This is a genomic window from Pantoea sp. RG18 (genome assembly GCF_025910075.1).
In the GTDB taxonomy this organism is placed as follows: Bacteria; Pseudomonadota; Gammaproteobacteria; order Enterobacterales; family Enterobacteriaceae; genus Pantoea; species Pantoea agglomerans.
Map to the genome: position 1 here is coordinate 1,128,532 of NZ_JAPCIL010000002.1, position 17,257 is coordinate 1,145,788.

General features: G+C 53.4%; 21 protein-coding genes. 10 read left to right on the forward strand and 11 right to left on the reverse strand.

Features of this window, described 5'->3' with window-relative positions; translation table 11 throughout:
- Positions 1-12: 12 nt before the first annotated feature.
- Complete coding sequence (locus tag OK409_RS05690) at positions 13-708, reverse strand: CTP synthase (protein ID WP_010670071.1); 696 nt, start codon at positions 706-708, stop codon at positions 13-15.
- Positions 709-1,377: 669 nt separating this feature from the next.
- Between OK409_RS05690 and dtpA the strand changes: the two genes are divergently transcribed.
- Both dtpA and gstA read left to right on the forward strand, forming a co-directional pair.
- Positions 1,378-2,874 carry a dipeptide/tripeptide permease DtpA gene (dtpA, locus tag OK409_RS05695; protein WP_010245419.1) on the forward strand — a complete coding sequence of 499 codons (1,497 nt, stop codon included), beginning with the start codon at positions 1,378-1,380 and terminating at the stop codon, positions 2,872-2,874.
- Between the two features lie 151 nt (positions 2,875-3,025).
- The gene (gene gstA / locus OK409_RS05700) at positions 3,026-3,631 is read left to right on the forward strand and encodes a glutathione transferase GstA (RefSeq protein WP_031591471.1); all 606 of its coding nucleotides are present in this window, start codon (positions 3,026-3,028) and stop codon (positions 3,629-3,631) included.
- Between the two features lie 32 nt (positions 3,632-3,663).
- Here the strand turns inward: gstA and pdxY are convergent, their stop codons facing one another.
- The 4 genes from pdxY to OK409_RS05720 all read right to left on the reverse strand — a co-directional run bounded on the left by pdxY (position 3,664) and on the right by OK409_RS05720 (position 6,993).
- Positions 3,664-4,524, reverse strand: coding sequence for a pyridoxal kinase PdxY (gene pdxY / locus OK409_RS05705; RefSeq protein ID WP_010245428.1), 861 nt, complete (start codon positions 4,522-4,524; stop codon positions 3,664-3,666).
- 57 nt (positions 4,525-4,581) lie between these two features.
- Complete coding sequence (gene tyrS / locus OK409_RS05710) at positions 4,582-5,856, reverse strand: tyrosine--tRNA ligase (RefSeq protein WP_010245429.1); 1,275 nt, start codon at positions 5,854-5,856, stop codon at positions 4,582-4,584.
- Positions 5,857-5,996: 140 nt separating this feature from the next.
- Positions 5,997-6,653, reverse strand: coding sequence for a pyridoxamine 5'-phosphate oxidase (gene pdxH / locus OK409_RS05715; RefSeq protein WP_010245431.1), 657 nt, complete (start codon positions 6,651-6,653; stop codon positions 5,997-5,999).
- A gap of 25 nt (positions 6,654-6,678) precedes the next feature.
- Positions 6,679-6,993: an MliC family protein gene (locus OK409_RS05720; protein ID WP_010245432.1), complete on the reverse strand. Its 315-nt coding sequence runs from the start codon at positions 6,991-6,993 to the stop codon at positions 6,679-6,681.
- A gap of 189 nt (positions 6,994-7,182) precedes the next feature.
- On the opposite strand from OK409_RS05720, the gene OK409_RS05725 reads away from it, so the two are divergent.
- The 4 genes from OK409_RS05725 to OK409_RS05740 all read left to right on the forward strand — a co-directional run bounded on the left by OK409_RS05725 (position 7,183) and on the right by OK409_RS05740 (position 8,949).
- Positions 7,183-7,386 carry a hypothetical protein gene (locus OK409_RS05725; protein WP_003848989.1) on the forward strand — a complete coding sequence of 68 codons (204 nt, stop codon included), beginning with the start codon at positions 7,183-7,185 and terminating at the stop codon, positions 7,384-7,386.
- A 367-nt stretch (positions 7,387-7,753) separates the two neighbouring features.
- Positions 7,754-7,987, forward strand: coding sequence for a YgdI/YgdR family lipoprotein (locus OK409_RS05730; RefSeq protein ID WP_010245442.1), 234 nt, complete (start codon positions 7,754-7,756; stop codon positions 7,985-7,987).
- Between the two features lie 15 nt (positions 7,988-8,002).
- The gene (locus OK409_RS05735; RefSeq protein WP_010245445.1) at positions 8,003-8,233 is read left to right on the forward strand and encodes a YgdI/YgdR family lipoprotein; all 231 of its coding nucleotides are present in this window, start codon (positions 8,003-8,005) and stop codon (positions 8,231-8,233) included.
- A gap of 443 nt (positions 8,234-8,676) precedes the next feature.
- On the forward strand, positions 8,677-8,949 hold the full coding sequence (locus OK409_RS05740; RefSeq protein ID WP_022625718.1) for a hypothetical protein: 273 nt from the start codon (positions 8,677-8,679) through the stop codon (positions 8,947-8,949).
- A 551-nt stretch (positions 8,950-9,500) separates the two neighbouring features.
- On the opposite strand, the gene OK409_RS05745 is transcribed toward OK409_RS05740, so the two are convergent.
- The 4 genes from OK409_RS05745 to umuD all read right to left on the reverse strand — a co-directional run bounded on the left by OK409_RS05745 (position 9,501) and on the right by umuD (position 12,419).
- The gene (locus OK409_RS05745; RefSeq protein ID WP_022625720.1) at positions 9,501-10,115 is read right to left on the reverse strand and encodes a TetR/AcrR family transcriptional regulator; all 615 of its coding nucleotides are present in this window, start codon (positions 10,113-10,115) and stop codon (positions 9,501-9,503) included.
- A 186-nt stretch (positions 10,116-10,301) separates the two neighbouring features.
- Complete coding sequence (locus OK409_RS05750) at positions 10,302-10,577, reverse strand: hypothetical protein (protein WP_010245454.1); 276 nt, start codon at positions 10,575-10,577, stop codon at positions 10,302-10,304.
- A 151-nt stretch (positions 10,578-10,728) separates the two neighbouring features.
- Positions 10,729-11,997, reverse strand: a complete 1,269-nt coding sequence (umuC, locus tag OK409_RS05755; protein WP_052271714.1) for a translesion error-prone DNA polymerase V subunit UmuC — start codon at positions 11,995-11,997, stop codon at positions 10,729-10,731.
- A gap of 2 nt (positions 11,998-11,999) precedes the next feature.
- Positions 12,000-12,419, reverse strand: coding sequence for a translesion error-prone DNA polymerase V autoproteolytic subunit (gene umuD / locus OK409_RS05760; RefSeq protein ID WP_010245460.1), 420 nt, complete (start codon positions 12,417-12,419; stop codon positions 12,000-12,002).
- A 335-nt stretch (positions 12,420-12,754) separates the two neighbouring features.
- On the opposite strand from umuD, the gene OK409_RS05765 reads away from it, so the two are divergent.
- Complete coding sequence (locus OK409_RS05765; protein ID WP_010670062.1) at positions 12,755-13,006, forward strand: hypothetical protein; 252 nt, start codon at positions 12,755-12,757, stop codon at positions 13,004-13,006.
- Positions 13,007-13,115: 109 nt separating this feature from the next.
- On the opposite strand, the gene OK409_RS05770 is transcribed toward OK409_RS05765, so the two are convergent.
- Complete coding sequence (locus tag OK409_RS05770; protein WP_010245468.1) at positions 13,116-13,340, reverse strand: hypothetical protein; 225 nt, start codon at positions 13,338-13,340, stop codon at positions 13,116-13,118.
- Positions 13,341-13,880: 540 nt separating this feature from the next.
- Between OK409_RS05770 and OK409_RS05775 the strand changes: the two genes are divergently transcribed.
- From OK409_RS05775 to OK409_RS05785, 3 genes are all read left to right on the forward strand, one after another.
- Positions 13,881-14,138, forward strand: a complete 258-nt coding sequence (locus tag OK409_RS05775; RefSeq protein ID WP_022625723.1) for a biofilm development regulator YmgB/AriR family protein — start codon at positions 13,881-13,883, stop codon at positions 14,136-14,138.
- Positions 14,139-14,427: 289 nt separating this feature from the next.
- The gene (locus OK409_RS05780) at positions 14,428-15,276 is read left to right on the forward strand and encodes a manganese catalase family protein (RefSeq protein ID WP_010670061.1); all 849 of its coding nucleotides are present in this window, start codon (positions 14,428-14,430) and stop codon (positions 15,274-15,276) included.
- A gap of 89 nt (positions 15,277-15,365) precedes the next feature.
- The gene (locus tag OK409_RS05785; protein ID WP_033779258.1) at positions 15,366-16,229 is read left to right on the forward strand and encodes a glucose 1-dehydrogenase; all 864 of its coding nucleotides are present in this window, start codon (positions 15,366-15,368) and stop codon (positions 16,227-16,229) included.
- On the opposite strand, the gene OK409_RS05790 is transcribed toward OK409_RS05785, so the two are convergent.
- A complete protein-coding gene (locus OK409_RS05790) occupies positions 16,222-17,232 on the reverse strand; it encodes a UV damage endonuclease UvsE (RefSeq protein WP_264366854.1) in 1,011 nt (336 codons plus the stop codon). The two genes, OK409_RS05785 and OK409_RS05790, sit on opposite strands and share 8 nt — an antisense overlap.
- Between the last annotated feature and the right edge of the window lie 25 nt (positions 17,233-17,257).

Here is a 17,257-nt window from a genome sequence, read left to right on the forward strand (position 1 = left end):
GGGCGATCGCGTTTAGCGTTGCGCCAGCGCCGCCTGCATCCAGGCAATCACCAGCGGAGAATCTTTGTCCTGCAGGGCGGCGCGTTCCGACTGAAACAGCGTGGCGACATAGAATGGGTGATCCGGTAGCTCGACGCCACGCACATCGCCCGCGTTGTCCCAGGCAGTAATGCGCAGCGTATTATCGCCCAGCGCTGCACTGAATTCCGGGTTAACACCAAAGTTACAGTGATAACCTTCATCACTCTCCAGCGCGCCATAGGCTCTGGCAATGCGTGACCCGGGTCCGAACCTCACCGCGCCGCGCTGTTCCACCAGCGAACAGCTCAGCGGGGCAATCACCATCCTCCCCTCGGTGTCCGTCTCGGCATGACTGGCATCCTGCCAGCCCAGTACGTTGCGCGCATACTCGATCAGCGCATACTGGAAGCCACCGCAGGAGCCAAGAAAAGGCTTTCCGGTTTCACGCACCCAGCGGAGTGTATCAAACACGCCGGCATCATTTCGATAGGGGCTACCGGGCACCACCCAGACGGCGTCGCTGAGTTGCAGTTCTGACTCATCCAGTCGGTCAGTGGCGATCCACTCCGCTTCAGCGGTGATATTCAGCCAGCGGGCAGCACGTTCAATAGCAAGGGGGATAGCCTGATGGGCAACCGCATCGGCGCGGTAGTCACCAACCAGGGATAAGCGCAGGGGGGACGACATAAACAGATCCTTTTCGGGGAAATTGAGAGGTTACAGTAATGTTAATTTTCTGTCGAGGGCGAGCTGAAAGCGGATTATCGCGATACGTTTTTTAACACGCACGGGCGGCTTTTCACCGGCAGGCTGAGCTGATTTTTATCTTGCCAGCGCCTGTGAGCACTCTCAGCTGCCGCGTCAGACGAGACGACGCAACCGGTTTCTTTTTTTCCTTTCTGAAATAAATCATCTGTTTGTGCACAGGATCATCATTTGACGGTTTTTGCGGCAATGCCAGGCATGTAATGTCCGATAATTCGGCAGATTGACTGTGAATTAATCAGCAACCTGCCGTTAGTGCTGCCTGATTATCATTCAGCAAACTATTTATCTGGTTAACCGCGCATTAGCAGTTAATGTTAATACTCTCCAGTGCAAGGCGCTTATCCAGCGTTTATGCGCTGCTATTTTCACTACACTCAAAATTAAAAACCAATTAACAGTTTGCTATAAGTTTTTTAACCCAACATTCCAGGGTCGGGCGGGTTGTCAGAAAATTCTTGCCCTGCCGCCCGTAATCAGCCAAATTAGTCGCCGCTTTTCCCTTCTAATAACAATCTTGCGCATGGAAAACTCACATGACGCGGACTTAATTCCTGTCCCGAAACAGGGTATGAAAAAACTGAGGTACATGTGTCAACTGCAAACAAACACACTGATGAGGCTGTCAGTCTCAATGCGTTTAAACAGCCGAAGGCGTTCTACTTAATCTTCTCGATTGAGTTATGGGAACGTTTTGGCTTCTATGGCCTGCAGGCCATTATGGCGGTTTACCTGGTGAAGCAACTGGGGTTGTCTGAATCAGACTCCATTACCCTGTTCTCTTCATTCAGTGCGCTGGTGTATGGTCTGGTCGCGATTGGCGGCTGGCTCGGTGATAAGGTGCTGGGTACCAAACGCGTCATCGTGCTGGGTGTCCTGGTGCTGGCGCTGGGCTATGCGCTGGTGGCGTTCTCCGGTCATAACGTCAGCATTGTCTACATCGGTATGGCGACCATCGCGGTGGGTAGCGGCCTGTTTAAGGCAAACCCCTCTTCGCTGCTCTCTACCTGCTATGACAAAGATGATCCGCGTCTCGACGGTGCTTTCACCATGTTCTATATGTCGATCAACATCGGTTCACTCTTCTCAATGATGCTGACACCGTGGTTAGCGGCGAAATATGGTTATAGCGTAGCCTTCTCACTGTGCGTTATCGGTCTGATCATCACCCTGTTTAACTTCCTGTTCTGCAAACGCATGGTTAAGGATTACGGTTCTAAACCCGATTTCGCTCCGTTGCAGATCGGAAAACTGCTGATGACGCTGGTCGGCATCGTCGTACTGATCGCACTGGCCAACTGGATGCTGCATCACCAGTCTATCGCACGACTGGTGCTGGCGGTGATTGCCCTGGGTATTGTGCTGGTGTTTGCCAAAGAGGCCTTTGCACTGCAGGGTGCGGCACGTCGTAAGATGATTGTTGCCTTCCTGCTGATGGTCGAAGCGATTCTGTTCTTCGTGCTTTATATGCAGATGCCAACGTCACTCAACTTCTTTGCTATCCGCAACGTTGAGCACACCATTCTCGGCATTACTTTTGCCCCCGAGCAGTTCCAGGCGCTGAACCCGTTCTGGATTATGCTGGCCAGTCCGCTGCTGGCGGCGCTCTATAACAAGCTGGGCGATAAACTGCCGATGCCGCACAAGTTTGCCTTTGGTATGGTGCTCTGCTCCGCTGCGTTCCTGGTGCTGCCGGTGGGTGCGAAGTTCGCCAGCGATGCCGGTATCGTTTCCGTTAACTGGCTGATCCTGAGCTATGCGCTGCAGAGTATCGGTGAGCTGATGATCTCTGGCCTCGGCCTGGCGATGGTGGCACAGCTGGTGCCTCAGCGTCTGATGGGCTTTATCATGGGTTCCTGGTTCCTGACTACCGCTGGCGCGGCAGTGATTGCCGGTAAAGTGGCAAATCTGATGGCCGTGCCTGAAAACGTTACCGATCCACTGATTTCGCTGGCGACCTACAGCCGCGTATTCCAGCAGATTGGTATCGTGACGGCGGTGATCGCCCTGCTGATGCTGATTACGGCGCCGATGCTGAACCGCATGGCGCAGGATCCGGACGCGAAAAAAAATAACGTGCAGGCGTAATTCACGCTGCACTTCAGCTAAGCCGGGCTCTGCCCGGCTTTTTTTATGGCTTGCCGCAACGCCCTTCGCAGATCCCTGATCTTTGTCACTGGTAATCCCGCTTTGACTCTTTACTATGCAAGGATTCCATTGCAACAAGGAGTACCTGGTCATGAAACTGTTTTGCAAAGCGGGTGCCTGCTCTCTCTCACCCCATATTGTTATGCGTGAATGCGGACTCGACTTCACTCAGGTGAGTGTTGATCTGGCCACAAAAATCACTGAACGGGGCGATGACTTCCGCCAAATCAATCCTAAAGGCCAGGTGCCCGCGCTGCAGCTCAGCGACGGTTCTGTGCTGACAGAAGGCGTCGCCATTGTTCAGTACCTGGCGGATCTGAAGCCCGATCGCCATCTGCTGGCACCGGTTGGCAGCCTGACGCGTTATCACACCGTGGAGTGGCTCAGCTACATCAGCAGCGAGCTGCATAAAAGCTTTGGGCCACTGTTTCGTCCCGGTTACTCCGATGAGGTAAAAGCGCAGACCCGCAGCCAGCTGGAAGCAAAATTCCGCTATGTCGATGAGTCACTGCGCGACAAACAGTGGCTGATGGGGCTGCATTTCAGCGTGGCGGATGCCTATCTGTTTGTGGTGACGCGCTGGGCAAAAGCGCTGGGACTGGATTTATCCGGCTTTACGGCGCTGGGCGCGTGGTTTGATCGTGTCGCGGAACGTCCTGCGGTGCAGGCGGCGCTTAAGGCGGAAGGCTTAGCCTGAGTCAACAGGGCCGGTTATCCGGCCCTGATGCGTTACAGTTTTTCTGCCGCGAAGTGCTGCGTCGGCGTGGCGATGGCATCCTGTGCCGCCACCAGCTGCAGTTCATATTCGCCCATCTGATGGGTTTTCAGCATCACCTCGTACACCGCTGCGGTGACATGCTCCAGCGCATCCTGCAATGATTTGCCGTGCAGCAGATTCACCAGCAGCAGACCGCTGGTGAGATCGCCCACGCCGACCGGCTGACGGACACCGAAATCGACCAGCGGACGGCTGATGTGCCAGGCATCTTCAGCCGTCACCAGCAGCATTTCAAAGCGATCGCTGCGACGACCCGCACGCGCCAGATGCTTCACCAGCACCACGCGTGGTCCCTGGGCAATCAGTGCCCGCGCAGCGTCTACCGCCGCGTCGACGTCCGTGACGGTGCGCTCGCTCAGCATCTCCAGTTCAAGCAGGTTCGGGGCGATAATGTCGCTGGCAGGCATCGCCATTTTACAGTGAAACTCCGCCACACCCGGCGCCACGATGCAGCCTTTCTCCGGATGGCCCATGACCGGATCGCAGAAGTACCAGGCATTCGGGTTGGCCGCTTTGACCTGACGGACAATCTGCAGAATCTGCTCGCCCTGCTCTGCCGAGCCCAGATAACCGCTCAGCACCGCGTCACAGGTCTTCAGGCGGTCGATGTCAGCAATGCCTTTAACAATGTCGGTTAAATGCGTTGCAGGCATCACCGTGCCGGTCCAGTGGCCATATTGCGTATGGTTGGAAAACTGCACGGTATTCAGCGGCCAGACGTTTGCGCCCATACGGCGCATCGGAAACTCAGCCGCCGCGTTACCAGCGTGACCAAAAACAACGTGCGACTGAATCGCTAAAATATTTTTCACTTGTTTGCCCTGTCCTGCCTTGCCATAAAAAAAGGGCCGGAAACCGGCCCTGAAATCTTACTGCCAGTTAATCAGGCAGTAATGTTTCTTGCCGCGACGCAGCAGCGTATAGCGGTTAAACAGTTTGTCACTGTCGCTGAAGCGGTACTCCGCATCGGACTGCTTTTCACCGTTCAGTGAAACGGCATTGGAGCCGATCATGGTGCGCGCCTGGCCACGGGACGGCACCAGCTCTGCTTTCACCAGCGCCTGCTGCAGATCATCGTCAGCGCCCAGCACGATAGTTGGCATACCATCCTGCGCCAGCTGTTCAAAATCGGCTTCGGTCATTTCGCTCACGGATCCGGAGAAGAGGCTGGCAGTAATGCGTTTCGCCGCAGACAGACCCGCTTCGCCATGCACCAGACGCGTCACCTGCTCAGCCAGCACGTACTGCGCACGTGGCGCGGTGCCGCTGTTTTTATCTTCTTCTTCCAGCGCGTTGATCTCTTCCATGCTCAGGAAGGTGAAGAACTTCAGGAAGCGATAGACGTCAGCATCCGCGGTGTTGATCCAGAACTGATAGAACTTGTACGGGCTGGTTTTCTTCGCATCCAGCCAGACTGCGCCGCCTTCGGTTTTACCGAATTTGGTGCCGTCAGACTTGGTGATCAGCGGAACGGTCAGGCCAAAGACCTGGTTCTGATGCAGACGACGGGTCAGATCGATACCGGAGGTGATGTTGCCCCACTGATCAGAACCGCCAATCTGTAGCGACACACCGTGCAGCTCGTTCAGACAGGCGAAGTCATAGCCCTGCAGCAGATTATAGGAGAACTCGGTAAAGGAGATGCCCTGATCGTCACGGTTCAGACGCTGCTTCACCGCTTCTTTGTTGATCATCTGGTTAACAGAGAAGTGCTTGCCGATATCACGCAGGAAGGTCAGCACGTTCATGCCGCCAAACCAGTCGTAGTTGTTGGCAGCGATGGCGCTGTTGCTGCCGCAATCGAAGTCGAGGAATGGCGCCACCTGCTGGCGGATCTTTTCAACCCATTCGTTGACGGTTTCACTGGTATTAAGTTTACGCTCTGCGGCTTTGAAGCTCGGGTCACCAATCAGGCCGGTTGCACCACCGACCAGCGCCACCGGCTTGTGGCCGGCATCCTGAAAACGCTTCAGGCAGAGCAGCGGTACCAGATGGCCCAAATGCAAGCTGTCAGCAGTGGGGTCAAAGCCGCAATAGAGCGAAATTGGCCCCTGCGCCAGTTTCTCTGTTAACGCGTCTTCATCCGTCACCTGGGCGATTAGGCCCCTCTCCTGCAATTGTTGTATCAGGTTACTGCTGGTCATTACTGACTCCAAATTGATCAGACTGCACCTATGCTGGTACACAGCTTTCCGCTGAGTTGCGGAATCGAAAAAAATCAGGGCTATAGCATAAAGCGCTGACGCTTTCTGTGCCAGCGCTGATAGGGGCGAATCGTGCAGATTCAGGGTGCCAGACGGTCGATTTTCCAGCCGTCGTGATCGCGCTGATAGATGAAACGATCGTGCAGACGATGTTCGCCACCCTGCCAGAACTCCATCGTGTGAAATTTCACCCGGTAGCCACCCCAGAAGCTGGGCAGCGGCACTTCGCCCTGCTGGAACTTCTGTTTAAGCTCCAGGAACTTTCCTTCCAGAATACCGCGTGCCGAAATACGGCTCGATTGCTTCGACACCCAGGCACCAATCTGACTGTCGCGCGGACGACTGTGGAAATATTTCAGCACCTCGAGGGGCGACAGTTTTTCCACTTCACCCAGCACCATCACCTGACGCTCCAGATAGTGCCACGGGAAGTGCAGAGAGATGCGCGGATTGTGCGCCAGCTGCAGCGCCTTACGGCTGCCGAGGTTGGTGTAAAACACCATGCCCTGCGCATCGTAGTGCTTCAGCAGCACGATACGCTGCCATGGCTGGCCCTGCTCATCCACGGTTGCCACGGTCATGGCGGTAGGATCGGGCAGTTTTGCCTCACAGGCCTGGCTTAGCCACTGTTCAAACAGCGCGATCGGATCGTCCGGCAGATCCTTACGACGCAATCCACCGCGGGTATATTCACGCCGCAGATGGGCAATGGTGTGTAGCGTTTCGCTGTCGCTCATAATGCTCGCCTATTCAGATAACAAGTCAGCTGGCAGGTTGCAGCTCACAATCATTCACGACAATTTTATCGTTACGTTCGATAAATGCGCCGTTTCCTTTGGACCAGAACACATAGGTGTTATCGCTGTAGCGTGCGCCGGAAGCGGATACCGTCTGCTTCAGCGTCAGAGGCTGCCCATCCATGATGAAACTGACCTGCTGCTGCGCCTCGTCCAGCGTCACGGTCAGGGGCATGGTTCCGCAGCGATAGTGCAGGGTCTGCGGCGACGGCGGCTGTTTATGCATCAGGCTACAGCCTGACAGCAGTAGCACCGCGGCAACGGTTAATCCTTTCAACATAAGCGGGTCTCCTTCACGAGTGAAGCTGGCATTATAAGAAGGATTGGGCGCGAAGTAAGTGGGAATCCACGCCAATCTGGCAGATGCTGTCAGTCAGGCTGAATTATTGCGCCTTTTCAGACGGTTGTCTGAATGCACAGGCCGCGTTCTCAGGCTACGCTCTATAGATCTTAAGCGAGGAAGACAAACATGAAATTTGATAACGAAGATGCATTTAAGCTGGCAGTGGCGTTTATGAACCACAAAGAGAATGCCACCATCGCCAGCAGCTACTTTAAAACCTTTATCGACACCTACCAGAAATTTGACCGCTGGCTGAGCGCATCAGACCCGGTCAGCGCCATGAAAGCAGAAAAAGCGGCCGCCAAAGCGGGCGAAGACTCCATCCTCTGATCCCCTTCTCCACAGGTCCGATAGCCTTCAGGGTATCGGACCTGTGAATCCCGCCAGACATTCACCCCATTGCTCACTATTTCCGCACCGCTATTCTGGCTTTTACGGAAATATCCGCTCTGGCTGCCGTGCTTATTTCCCGCATCAGCATCGATCTTATTTCGATACAGCGCATCCTCTGCTGAAATGGCACAGAACGGCTGGGTACATTTGCAATAAATGCTATTTCACGCCGTCATCCCCCCTAATCAGCACCACACACTCCGGTTTTGTTTAAAAAACAGGCAGCGAGACGCGACAGGGCCAGCAAACCTGATAAAGCCGACTATGCTGTAAACGTTCGGATATACTTCATGGAGCAGAAAAAATGAAAATGAAATCCCTGTCAGCCATTGCGTTGCTGGCTCTCTCTTTAGGTACGCTGGCAGGTTGTGCCTCAAACCAGTCGATTAAGACCACCGATGGCCGCACGATTGTCACCGATGGCAAACCGCAGATTGATTCAGATACTGGTCTGGTTTCTTACCGCGATGCTCAGACAGGAAAAACTGAGCAGATCAATCGTAATGAGATCAGTAATATGAGTGAACTCGACAACTAATATAAGGTGAATAAGATGAAAAAAGCGCTGATTTTACCTCTCGCCGCATTGATTGGTATGACCGTATTAACCGGCTGCACCCGTACCAGTTATGCGATTCAGACTAACGATGGACGCACCATTATTAGTGATGGCAAGCCTTCTGAATCGGATGCCGGCCTGCTGGCTTATACCGATGCAAATGGCGTGAAGCAGCAGATTAATAAAGCGGACGTTAAAGCGGTCTCTGAAGTACCGAAGAAATAATCCGATCGCTGTTGCCCGATGAATAAAGCCGCCCATGGGCGGCTTTATTTTTGCCTGCGCCTGGCACGAAGTGGTGCACAGTCCTGGTTTTATTCCCCGGTGGTTTATAAATCAGAAATATCCGCTGCGGCGTGGCCATAATATGGCAGGCAACCGTGCGGATAGTGGTGCAGATAATAATCTGATAACGAAATGCGCCGTTCCGCCCTTATCTGAATTTCCGGCAACTCCCAGCTTTTTTAACCAGCATAATAGCTCAGCTTATTTCTCACAAAAAACCTCAGCCTGTTTTTATGCTTTGATATGAGTGGTTTACCGCCTCGATTAAAGGTTCACTTTATTTTCGGTAAATTTTAATCATAGCGCCCTGCTGTTTCCCACCTTTTAGTCCGGAACGCCTTTAACTAGACTCTTTATATCGCTACTTAATCAGGAGGGTGCAGATGGTTTATCACGACAAAACAACGGGTCATATGATTCTTGGTGAAGCTGCAATTAATCTGGCTTTTGACGAACAGGAGATTACGCTGGTAGCACTGATTCGCCAGCTGAGCGAAATGGCCGAACAGGAGCGCAACGATGAGCGGGTCACGCAGATTGCCGATGCGCGCAACTGGCTCAAAGGTTTTATCGAATCCTCAACGCGCGACCGTGCCGAATTAAACTGGCTGGTCGAGACCGGACAGGCACCGGTTAATCTTAAAGATTATCGTTAGTCATGTGCGGGTCATTGCTGTTTTTTTAGGGTGCCGGGCACGCGCCTGGCCTCACAGCCAGAGACGCCGGGCCTGCGTGGCAGTGGAATAGTGCATGTCGGCCAGAACGTGACCAGAACGTGAATTGCAACGCTCTGCACCCGGCTCCTGTGTCGGCCTGAAACGGCTTCCACGCAGATTGATGAGTGCTATTGCTCTGCACTCATCGGCCGGTCATCTGGCCGTTAACCGGTCCTCGTCGGCTTCTCTCCGCCTCTCTTCACGGTCAGCGCGTCAGCGGCTCCCCGTTTTCAGTCACCTGCAGCGTTTTTGGATGTTTCGCTGTAGGGGTTTCAAACCCACCACGGGCAGCAAAAACAGAACAGCCAATGGCTGCCACGAGTGTCAGTAAGATTGAGGTTTTCACGAAACGCGCCTTAATTTTCTTCGCTACAGGATAAAGCGTGAAAGCCTGGCACATAATCAGATGAGGGGAAAGGAGAGTGCAGAATTTCTCTGTCTGGAAGCCCATGTCCGGGAAGTCTGTTTACTGATTGAGCGGCCTTGCCTGGTTACCCCAGTACTTTCAATGCCAGCGCCAGCGTCTTTTCTTCGTTAGTCACATCGCTGACCTTACCTGCCACCCGCAATCCAAAAGCAATACAGAGAATTAAACCGGCTGCCGCCTCGCTGTCCAGCGTGTTATCGATAGATCCATCCTGTTGTCCCAGCTCCAGCAGCGAGACCAGGAAGCGTTGATTACGCTGAACGACCTCATCAATGCGCTGCGCGAGTGGCTGATCCATCGTCTGCAGCGCAATCGCGCTGGCGACGACCAGACAGCCGCAACGCCCTTCTGTGGCACGTGCCGAATCCAGGTAGAATTGCAATAGCTCGGTTATTTTCCCCCGCCCGCTGGCACAGGGTGCCAGACGACGGTGCAACTCACTATTTCTCAGCAACAGATAGCGTTCGAATACCAGCAGGAAGAGCGAGCGCTTATCTTTAAACGCCTTATAGATGCTGCCTGCGGAGAGATGCATCGCCTCACCCAGATCGTTCATTGAGGCCGCATGATACCCTTTTTGCCGGAAAACGATCATGGCGTGATCCAGAGCCTGTTCGATCCCGAACTCTCTGGGGCGTCCCCGCTCTTTGTTTTTATACGTTGTGGCTGTCGTGGTCATTGTTACCGGCCTGGGGAGGTGTGTTGCTGTCAAAATCAATGGCGATTCTATCCCAGGCGCGGGTAACAAGCCAGGCCGTCCGTCGCCCGTCACGCGCAGACGGCCCGTTATTTCCCGGACGCATTAATATGATTCGCCGCTGTCTGACCAGCCGCCGTCTGGTCTGCGGTGCAAGCCGGACGCGATTCATTCAGATAAGGATGTTGTCTCTGTGCGGCCTTTTTCCCGCTGCTGGCTGCGCTTCAGCGCGTTTATTTTTAACAGCCATAACGTAAATTGCTTAATAAGCAGGCTGGCGTGGTTTTCATTGTCAGCAAAACATAGAAAGAGTCGGGTTTTTATATTGCTGTTATCGTCGATCGCATAAATCTCATATTCGTCATGATGGCGGGATTTTATGATTGCTGTGAAATGTATTGCGGGCCAGAGCATCACTCTGGCTTCAAACTGCCTGAAATCCATTATATTTACCTGGTAATTTGCTTAAATTACCCGATGAAAAACTACTCATCGGGTCAGGCAAAGCATAACTTCCTGCCACTTTAATCGCGTGATAAAAAAAGCTTTTAGCAGAGGCCGCGGCTTCAGCAGCAGAGGAACATCGGGTCAGCCTTCACTTAAGCGCAACCACAGGCAGATCGGTTATCCGGGTGGTATAGGCAGGCGACAGCATCTCGCGTTTCATCGACCAGGCTTTGTTGATCCCCTGCCCGGCAAACCACAGCTTCCCGCTGCCGAGCTTGTTGACTGTGTCGATCAGCTTCATCAGCTCTTCGCTATTGCGGCGTGGCTGATGTTCGTCAAACAGATCAAACTGAGCCACGCCCTGGCTGAAAAAATCCCCCAGCACGATGCCGGCCTTCATATAGCGATGTCCCTCAATCCAGATGTTATCCAGGCACGCCATTGCAACTCTGATGATGTCGCGTGTGTCCTGCGTCGGAATCAGCAGTTGCTCCATCGACTGATTGCCATAAAAGGGTTCGTCAGTCGCATGCGGACTGGTGCGCACAAATACCCCTACCTGACGGCAATATTGATTCTCACGGCGCAGCTTCTCCGCCGCGCGCTCGGCATACGCGCAGACAGCCTCGCGCATCTGATCGTAGTCGGAGATACGGCTGCCAAACGAGCGCGAACACATGATTTGCTGTTTTACCGGCGTCACTGACTCCAGCTCCAGGCAGGATTCGCCACGCAGCTCTCTGACGGTGCGCTCCATCACCACACTGAACTGTTTGCGAATAGCCTCAGTGCTTTGATCGGCCAGATCTTTTGCCGTCATGACGCCCATGGCGTTGAGCCGTTTGCCGATCCGATGACCCACGCCCCAGACTTCCGCCACATCAATCAGCGCCAGCAGCTTTTTTTGTCGTTCAGGGTCCGACAGGTCGACAATGCCGCCGGTTTTGCTCCACTTTTTGGCCGCAAAATTCGCCAGCTTGGCCAGCGTTTTAGTCTGTGCAATGCCGACGCCCACCGTCAGATGGGTCTCTTTGCCTATTCGTTCTCTGACCTGACGACCAAAGGTCTCCAGCGCCATACAGTTCTGCACGCCGGTGAGATCCATAAACGCTTCGTCGATCGAGTAGATCTCCACCGATGGCGCCATCTCTTCCAGTATGGTCATCACCCGATGGCTCATGTCGGCGTAGAGCGCATAATTTGAGCTGAAGACCTGCACCGCGTGACGCGTTAGTTCTTCACGCATCTTAAAATAGGGCGCGCCCATTTTGATGCCGACTTTCTTTGCCTCGGCGCTGCGCGCAATCACGCAGCCGTCGTTGTTCGACAGCACTACTACCGGTTTACCTTTAAGATCAGGCCGGAAAACGGTCTCACACGACGCGTAAAAGCTGTTTACGTCGACCAGCGCGAACATGGTCAGTGGGTCGCTTTAATAACAAAGGTCACAACGCCAAACACCTCCAGCGCATCTTCGGTCTGGATAGCGATCGGTTTAAATTTGGTATTCATCGGCATCAGTTGCAGACAGGGATGAAGCTGGAGACGTTTAACGGTGAATTCACCTTCGACCGCGGCGACCACAATATCGCCGTGTGAGGCGGTGAGTGAACTGTCGACCACCAGCATGTCACCATCATTGATGCCCGCCTCAATCATTGACTCGCCGCTGACACGGACAAAATAGGTGGCGCTGGGGTGCTGGACCATCAGCGCATTGAGATCAATGCGTTGTTCGACATAATCCTGCGCCGGGGATGGAAACCCGCACGGCACACGTTCGATATATAGCGGTAAAGGCATAACGGCACGAATGTCCGCAGGTTTAATGAATTCCATAATTTCGCTCCTTTTTCAGATTACTGTATATAAACACAGTAATAGCTAATCCCCCTTTTAATCAAGTGACATGGAACATCTTTAAGCGAAAGGGTTGATGGTAATGCACTTTTTTTTAAACGTTTTTTCGCATTGCCGTCAGAATAAGCAGAAACGGGTTACTTTAGCCGCATCGCCGGAATAGCGTCGATTTCTTCTTACAGTAAAGAATCTTATAAATTCACCGGCTGATTATTTTTACTTAAGGAAAATCTGACAACGCTTCTCTGGCATTCGGAGAGGTTTGAATATTACGGGCGGGCTGGTTATTCTGCTTTTTTAAGCATGGAGGGGTTATGGCAGACGACGATCGAATCAAACATCTTGAAGAGGCAGTTGCGCAGTTAAGGGTTGAGACTACGGTATTAAAAGCGATACTCGGTCAGCAAATTGCGCTGAATAATCTCAATTACAAAGGGAAGTTTGACGATGTACTGGCGGCGCTGGCGAAAGAGTATGCCGAACGCGGTCTGGAAGAGGGCAATAACCAGGCTATCCATGATGCCCTGCGTCAGTATATTAAATATGAGCCACCCGCAATGGAATAAGCGGATTTTCCGGCAGCGTCCGATTGCCGGACTTTATCGGCTCCTGAACGCTGCCACCGCCCTGTCCTGCACCGCCTCCGCAGAAGCCTCAGACGATACCGGTTAGTGTTTACACCTCGCTGTCACTCTCCAGCGCATCCTGAATCGCGTCGGCCAGATTAGCAACTTCATTCGCCACGGCCTGCAGATCCCAGGCGGTTTTTGAGCCGGTTGCTGAGGTGGAGGCGCTGACGGACTCCTTTGCCACTGACAGAGCAGCAGCCACGGCGACCGAACGTTTATGTTGTTCCTGAGTCATGCCCGCAGGCGGAATTGCGAAATAGTCGTGAACCATGATCATTTCCTTGTGATAAATAAGGGGTCAACCTTAGCCTTCTGCATCAGGCGTGGGAAGTGAATTATGCGGCATGGCCTGTCAGACGGCCAGGATTGCAGCAGCACAATCGCACCCGCCACTTTTCCAGCGCTGAAACCTGTACAACTTTGGCTGAAATCGGCGGAAAAAAGCGGTTTTAACACGTTGATGTGTCGTCAGCCCAATTCTCAGCCTGCTGGCCTGAAAATCGTCACCCCTCTGAAAACCTCACCAACGCACTGTATTTATTCAATTAACTATCGAAAACCTCTTTTTTCACTCTAAACATACTTTTAAAATACACCACCGACCAGTTAAATTTTGTCAAATTTCATTGTACAACTTTGCGATTCTTGTATAACTTTGTCTCGTGATGTTAAATCACTTGTAACGAAAGGTGCTTTGCACCGCATCTGAAGGTGTTGTGGATTTCCACCTTCAGATGCATTTTTTTTTGCGTCAGCCGGTAACCGGATCTGAATCGACGCGTTCTTCCCCCAATTTCTTATGAGGCCTGACATGCAAACAACGATGAATACAGAGTCTCAGATTTCTGATTACTTCATGAACTCTGGCACAGCGCTGACCACTGAAAAACAGGTTATCGCCGCAGTCCATGCCGAACTTGCCCATGCGAAAACCCATGTCTCCGATAAAGACATTGTGCTGGGCCTGATTCACCGCCTGGAGAGTGAGCGTGACGTGGTTAAGCAGGATATTTACCGTCAGGCGCTTGAACATGTTCTGCAGCGCGCTTCGGCGACCAGCGACAGCTAAAAATCTGTGTCTGTTATGAGGGAACGCGAATTAGCATGGATGCTTTTCCCGTCCGGAATCAGCCCCTGTTATGGGGCTTTTTTTATTTCTCCTGCACTGAATCACTTGTCCCCTTCACACCGCTAAGATTGCCTGCCCCACCGGACCAGATATAGCTCCGGAAAACACCGTTTTCGCCATTTATTCAACCTGAAATTCCGATTAATTGCTGTCGTTTCGCTTTATTTATCCGATATCTGTGTCCAGGCTTTTTCTGCATCCACTGCAAACACAGACGAGGAAAATAATCATGTTTCATCATTCATCAAAACTTCAATTCCCGGTTCGTGTAGAGAAACCCGATCCAGAATTTGCCATGCTGCTCCAGCAGGCCATCGGCGGCGTCGAAGGTGAGATTCGTGTAGCGATGCAATACTTTTTCCAGGCGATGGGCGCGCGCGGTGATGTGCGGATTCGTGATCTGCTGATCTCGACCGCTACCGAAGAGCTGAGCCATATCGAAATGCTGGGCTACGCCGTGGCGCTTAACCTTGAAGGCGCCCCGCTCTCTTACCAGGAAGCGTCAGCGAAAGATCCGGTGGTTAATGCGATTCTGGGCGGAATGAACCCGCGCCATATCCTCTCTTCCGGTCTGGCAGCAATGCCGGTTAACGCCAACGGCATGCCTTTTGATATGAGTCATATCTATGCGTCCGGCAACGTGGCGGCCGATATGCTGGCTAACGTCACCGCAGAAGCCACCGGCCGCGTACTGGCGACCCGCCTCTACAACATGACGGAAGACAAGGGCATGAAGGACTTCCTCTCCTTCCTGATAGCCCGTGACACCATGCACCAGCAGCAGTGGCTGGCGGTGATCGAAGAGATGGGCGGACTGAACGCGTCGCTGCCGATCCCGAACAGCTTCCCGCAGGAGCATGAGGCGCAGGAGCACTCTTACTACTGTCTGAATACTTCGTTGGATAAACCGCTGCCGGAAGGTCGCTGGAGCAGTGGCCCGGCTTACGATGGCCATGGTCAGTTCAGCGCGAAACAGCAGCCAGAGATTCTGGGTGATGAGCCGCTGCTCGGCAATGCGCGTCCCGGTTCTGGTGCGCAGTCTGAGCAGATCGACGGCATTACGTCACCGAAGCCTTAACTGACACAGGCGTGCCGGTCCGGGCCACACCGCGCGGTGTGACCCGGACCGGTTGTTTTACGCTAACGGATTTTTATGGAGGAATATTCATGTCATCGATTCAACGCCCGCAACCCCCTTTTGCCGAACAGCAACAAACGCCACCGGGTAAAACCGTGGCGATGCAGCCTCAGCCCGATCACGGCGAGCAGAGTTATCAGGGTTCAGGCCGCCTGGCGGGGAAAAAAGCCATTATTACCGGTGGCGATTCCGGCATTGGCCGGGCCGTCGCTATTGCCTTTGCCCGGGAAGGGGCCGATGTCCTGATCTCCTATCTCGATGAGCATGAGGATGCGCAGGATACCGCCCGGCTGGTTGAAGAAGCGGGACAGAAAGCGGTTCTGGTGCCTGGCGATATTAGTGAGGCGTCACACTGCAACGCCCTGGTCGATAAAGCCGTCGAAGCCTTTGGTGAGATTAATATTCTGGTGAACAACGCGGCGTATCAGATGACGCGCGAATCGCTGGATGAGATCAGCGACGAAGAGTTTGACCGAACCATGAAGACCAACCTTTACGCGATGTTTTACATCACTAAAGCGGCAACACGGCATATGCCTGCTGGTGGATCGATCATTAATACGGCCTCGATCAATGCTGACCAGCCGAAACCGAAGCTGCTCGCCTACTCCGCCACCAAAGCCGCCATTATTAATTTCTCTGGCGGCCTGGCAGCCTTACTGGCTGAAAAAGGTATCCGTGCCAATGCAGTCGCGCCCGGCCCTATCTGGACGCCACTGATCCCGTCGACCATGCCGGTTGAACAGGTGAAGAACTTTGGCAGCGAAGTGCCGCTGCAGCGTGCCGGTCAGCCTGCTGAACTGGCACCAACCTATGTGATGCTGGCCAGTGATGAAGCCAGCTACATTTCAGGAGCGACCATCGCCGTGACGGGCGGTGTGGCCATTATTTAACGTTCGCCGATTCCCTGGTCGCTTCGGCCAGGGGATTAGCTATCAGCTTCTGTGTTATCCCCCACTGGTAGAGTTGTTCCCGCGCCAGATTCTTCATTTTCACTTCGCACATGATATCGAAATCCTGAAACGACAGTGCCCATGCATTCAGCGTCGGATTAAAGAAGTAATCAGAGTGCGCCCGCAGTTTGCTTTTGCTCACGCCCAGCTGCTGCTGATCGGGCCAGCCCTCCTGCGGAATCATCCCCTCCTGCGAAATCGAATAGTGCAGCACCGGCCGCACGCCGCGCCAGGATTCGATCACTCTGGCTACACGCGCGTCATCCGGCTGAATAAACTCACTCTCTTTTACCCAGTGATGGTGAATATCCAGCACCACCGGACAGAGCGGCGCTGCCTGCAGCACGTCATCCAGCGAGCAGGAGATCTCATCATTCTCCACCGTCAGCATCCGCCGCGCTTCCGGGCTGAGCTGATTAAACGACCGTTTGAAACCGTTGAATCCCGCCTTGCCGTTCATATGAATGTTGATTTTAAAATCCTGGAAGGTCTTGCCATATCCCATCAGACAGGCGCAGAGCGTGTGATACTCCACATCCTCCAGCGCGCGCACCACCACATCGGGATTATCGGAGGCGAGCACGGTATATTGTCCTGGATGGAATGAGAGCCGGATGTGATGCGCCCGCGCCAGCTCGCCACAGCGGGCAAAGAGCGGATAGAGTTCGGGCAGAAATTCGGTGAACAGTGGCGTGGCCTCGGGGACCGTATAGAGCGGTAACAGATCGCTGCCAATACGCATCATCCTGAGTGGCTCAGGTAAGGTGGCCAGATGCTCAAGCGTCAGGTAGAGATTGTTGAGGTTAGTGACGGTAATCTCATAGATCAGCTGATGACGTTCATCGTGCGATAAACTCAGAAACCGTTTACGGGTGGTGGCGCGAAGCGGGAAAAACTGTTTGCCATCGCTGTTGAGATACTTACATGCAAAGCCTAATTTCATGTCTGCTCCTGATTTATGCTTATCA

Coding starts and splice junctions, on each gene's coding strand:
- OK409_RS05690 (WP_010670071.1), bottom strand. CDS start 708: ATGTCGTCCCCCCTGCGCTTATCCCTGGTTGGTGACTACCGCGCCGAT.
- gstA (WP_031591471.1), top strand. CDS start 3,026: ATGAAACTGTTTTGCAAAGCGGGTGCCTGCTCTCTCTCACCCCATATT.
- tyrS (WP_010245429.1), bottom strand. CDS start 5,856: ATGACCAGCAGTAACCTGATACAACAATTGCAGGAGAGGGGCCTAATC.
- pdxH (WP_010245431.1), bottom strand. CDS start 6,653: ATGAGCGACAGCGAAACGCTACACACCATTGCCCATCTGCGGCGTGAA.
- OK409_RS05720 (WP_010245432.1), bottom strand. CDS start 6,993: ATGTTGAAAGGATTAACCGTTGCCGCGGTGCTACTGCTGTCAGGCTGT.
- OK409_RS05725 (WP_003848989.1), top strand. CDS start 7,183: ATGAAATTTGATAACGAAGATGCATTTAAGCTGGCAGTGGCGTTTATG.
- OK409_RS05730 (WP_010245442.1), top strand. CDS start 7,754: ATGAAAATGAAATCCCTGTCAGCCATTGCGTTGCTGGCTCTCTCTTTA.
- OK409_RS05735 (WP_010245445.1), top strand. CDS start 8,003: ATGAAAAAAGCGCTGATTTTACCTCTCGCCGCATTGATTGGTATGACC.
- OK409_RS05740 (WP_022625718.1), top strand. CDS start 8,677: ATGGTTTATCACGACAAAACAACGGGTCATATGATTCTTGGTGAAGCT.
- OK409_RS05745 (WP_022625720.1), bottom strand. CDS start 10,115: ATGACCACGACAGCCACAACGTATAAAAACAAAGAGCGGGGACGCCCC.
- OK409_RS05750 (WP_010245454.1), bottom strand. CDS start 10,577: ATGGATTTCAGGCAGTTTGAAGCCAGAGTGATGCTCTGGCCCGCAATA.
- umuC (WP_052271714.1), bottom strand. CDS start 11,997: ATGTTCGCGCTGGTCGACGTAAACAGCTTTTACGCGTCGTGTGAGACC.
- umuD (WP_010245460.1), bottom strand. CDS start 12,419: ATGGAATTCATTAAACCTGCGGACATTCGTGCCGTTATGCCTTTACCG.
- OK409_RS05765 (WP_010670062.1), top strand. CDS start 12,755: ATGGCAGACGACGATCGAATCAAACATCTTGAAGAGGCAGTTGCGCAG.
- OK409_RS05770 (WP_010245468.1), bottom strand. CDS start 13,340: ATGGTTCACGACTATTTCGCAATTCCGCCTGCGGGCATGACTCAGGAA.
- OK409_RS05775 (WP_022625723.1), top strand. CDS start 13,881: ATGCAAACAACGATGAATACAGAGTCTCAGATTTCTGATTACTTCATG.
- OK409_RS05780 (WP_010670061.1), top strand. CDS start 14,428: ATGTTTCATCATTCATCAAAACTTCAATTCCCGGTTCGTGTAGAGAAA.
- OK409_RS05785 (WP_033779258.1), top strand. CDS start 15,366: ATGTCATCGATTCAACGCCCGCAACCCCCTTTTGCCGAACAGCAACAA.
- OK409_RS05790 (WP_264366854.1), bottom strand. CDS start 17,232: ATGAAATTAGGCTTTGCATGTAAGTATCTCAACAGCGATGGCAAACAG.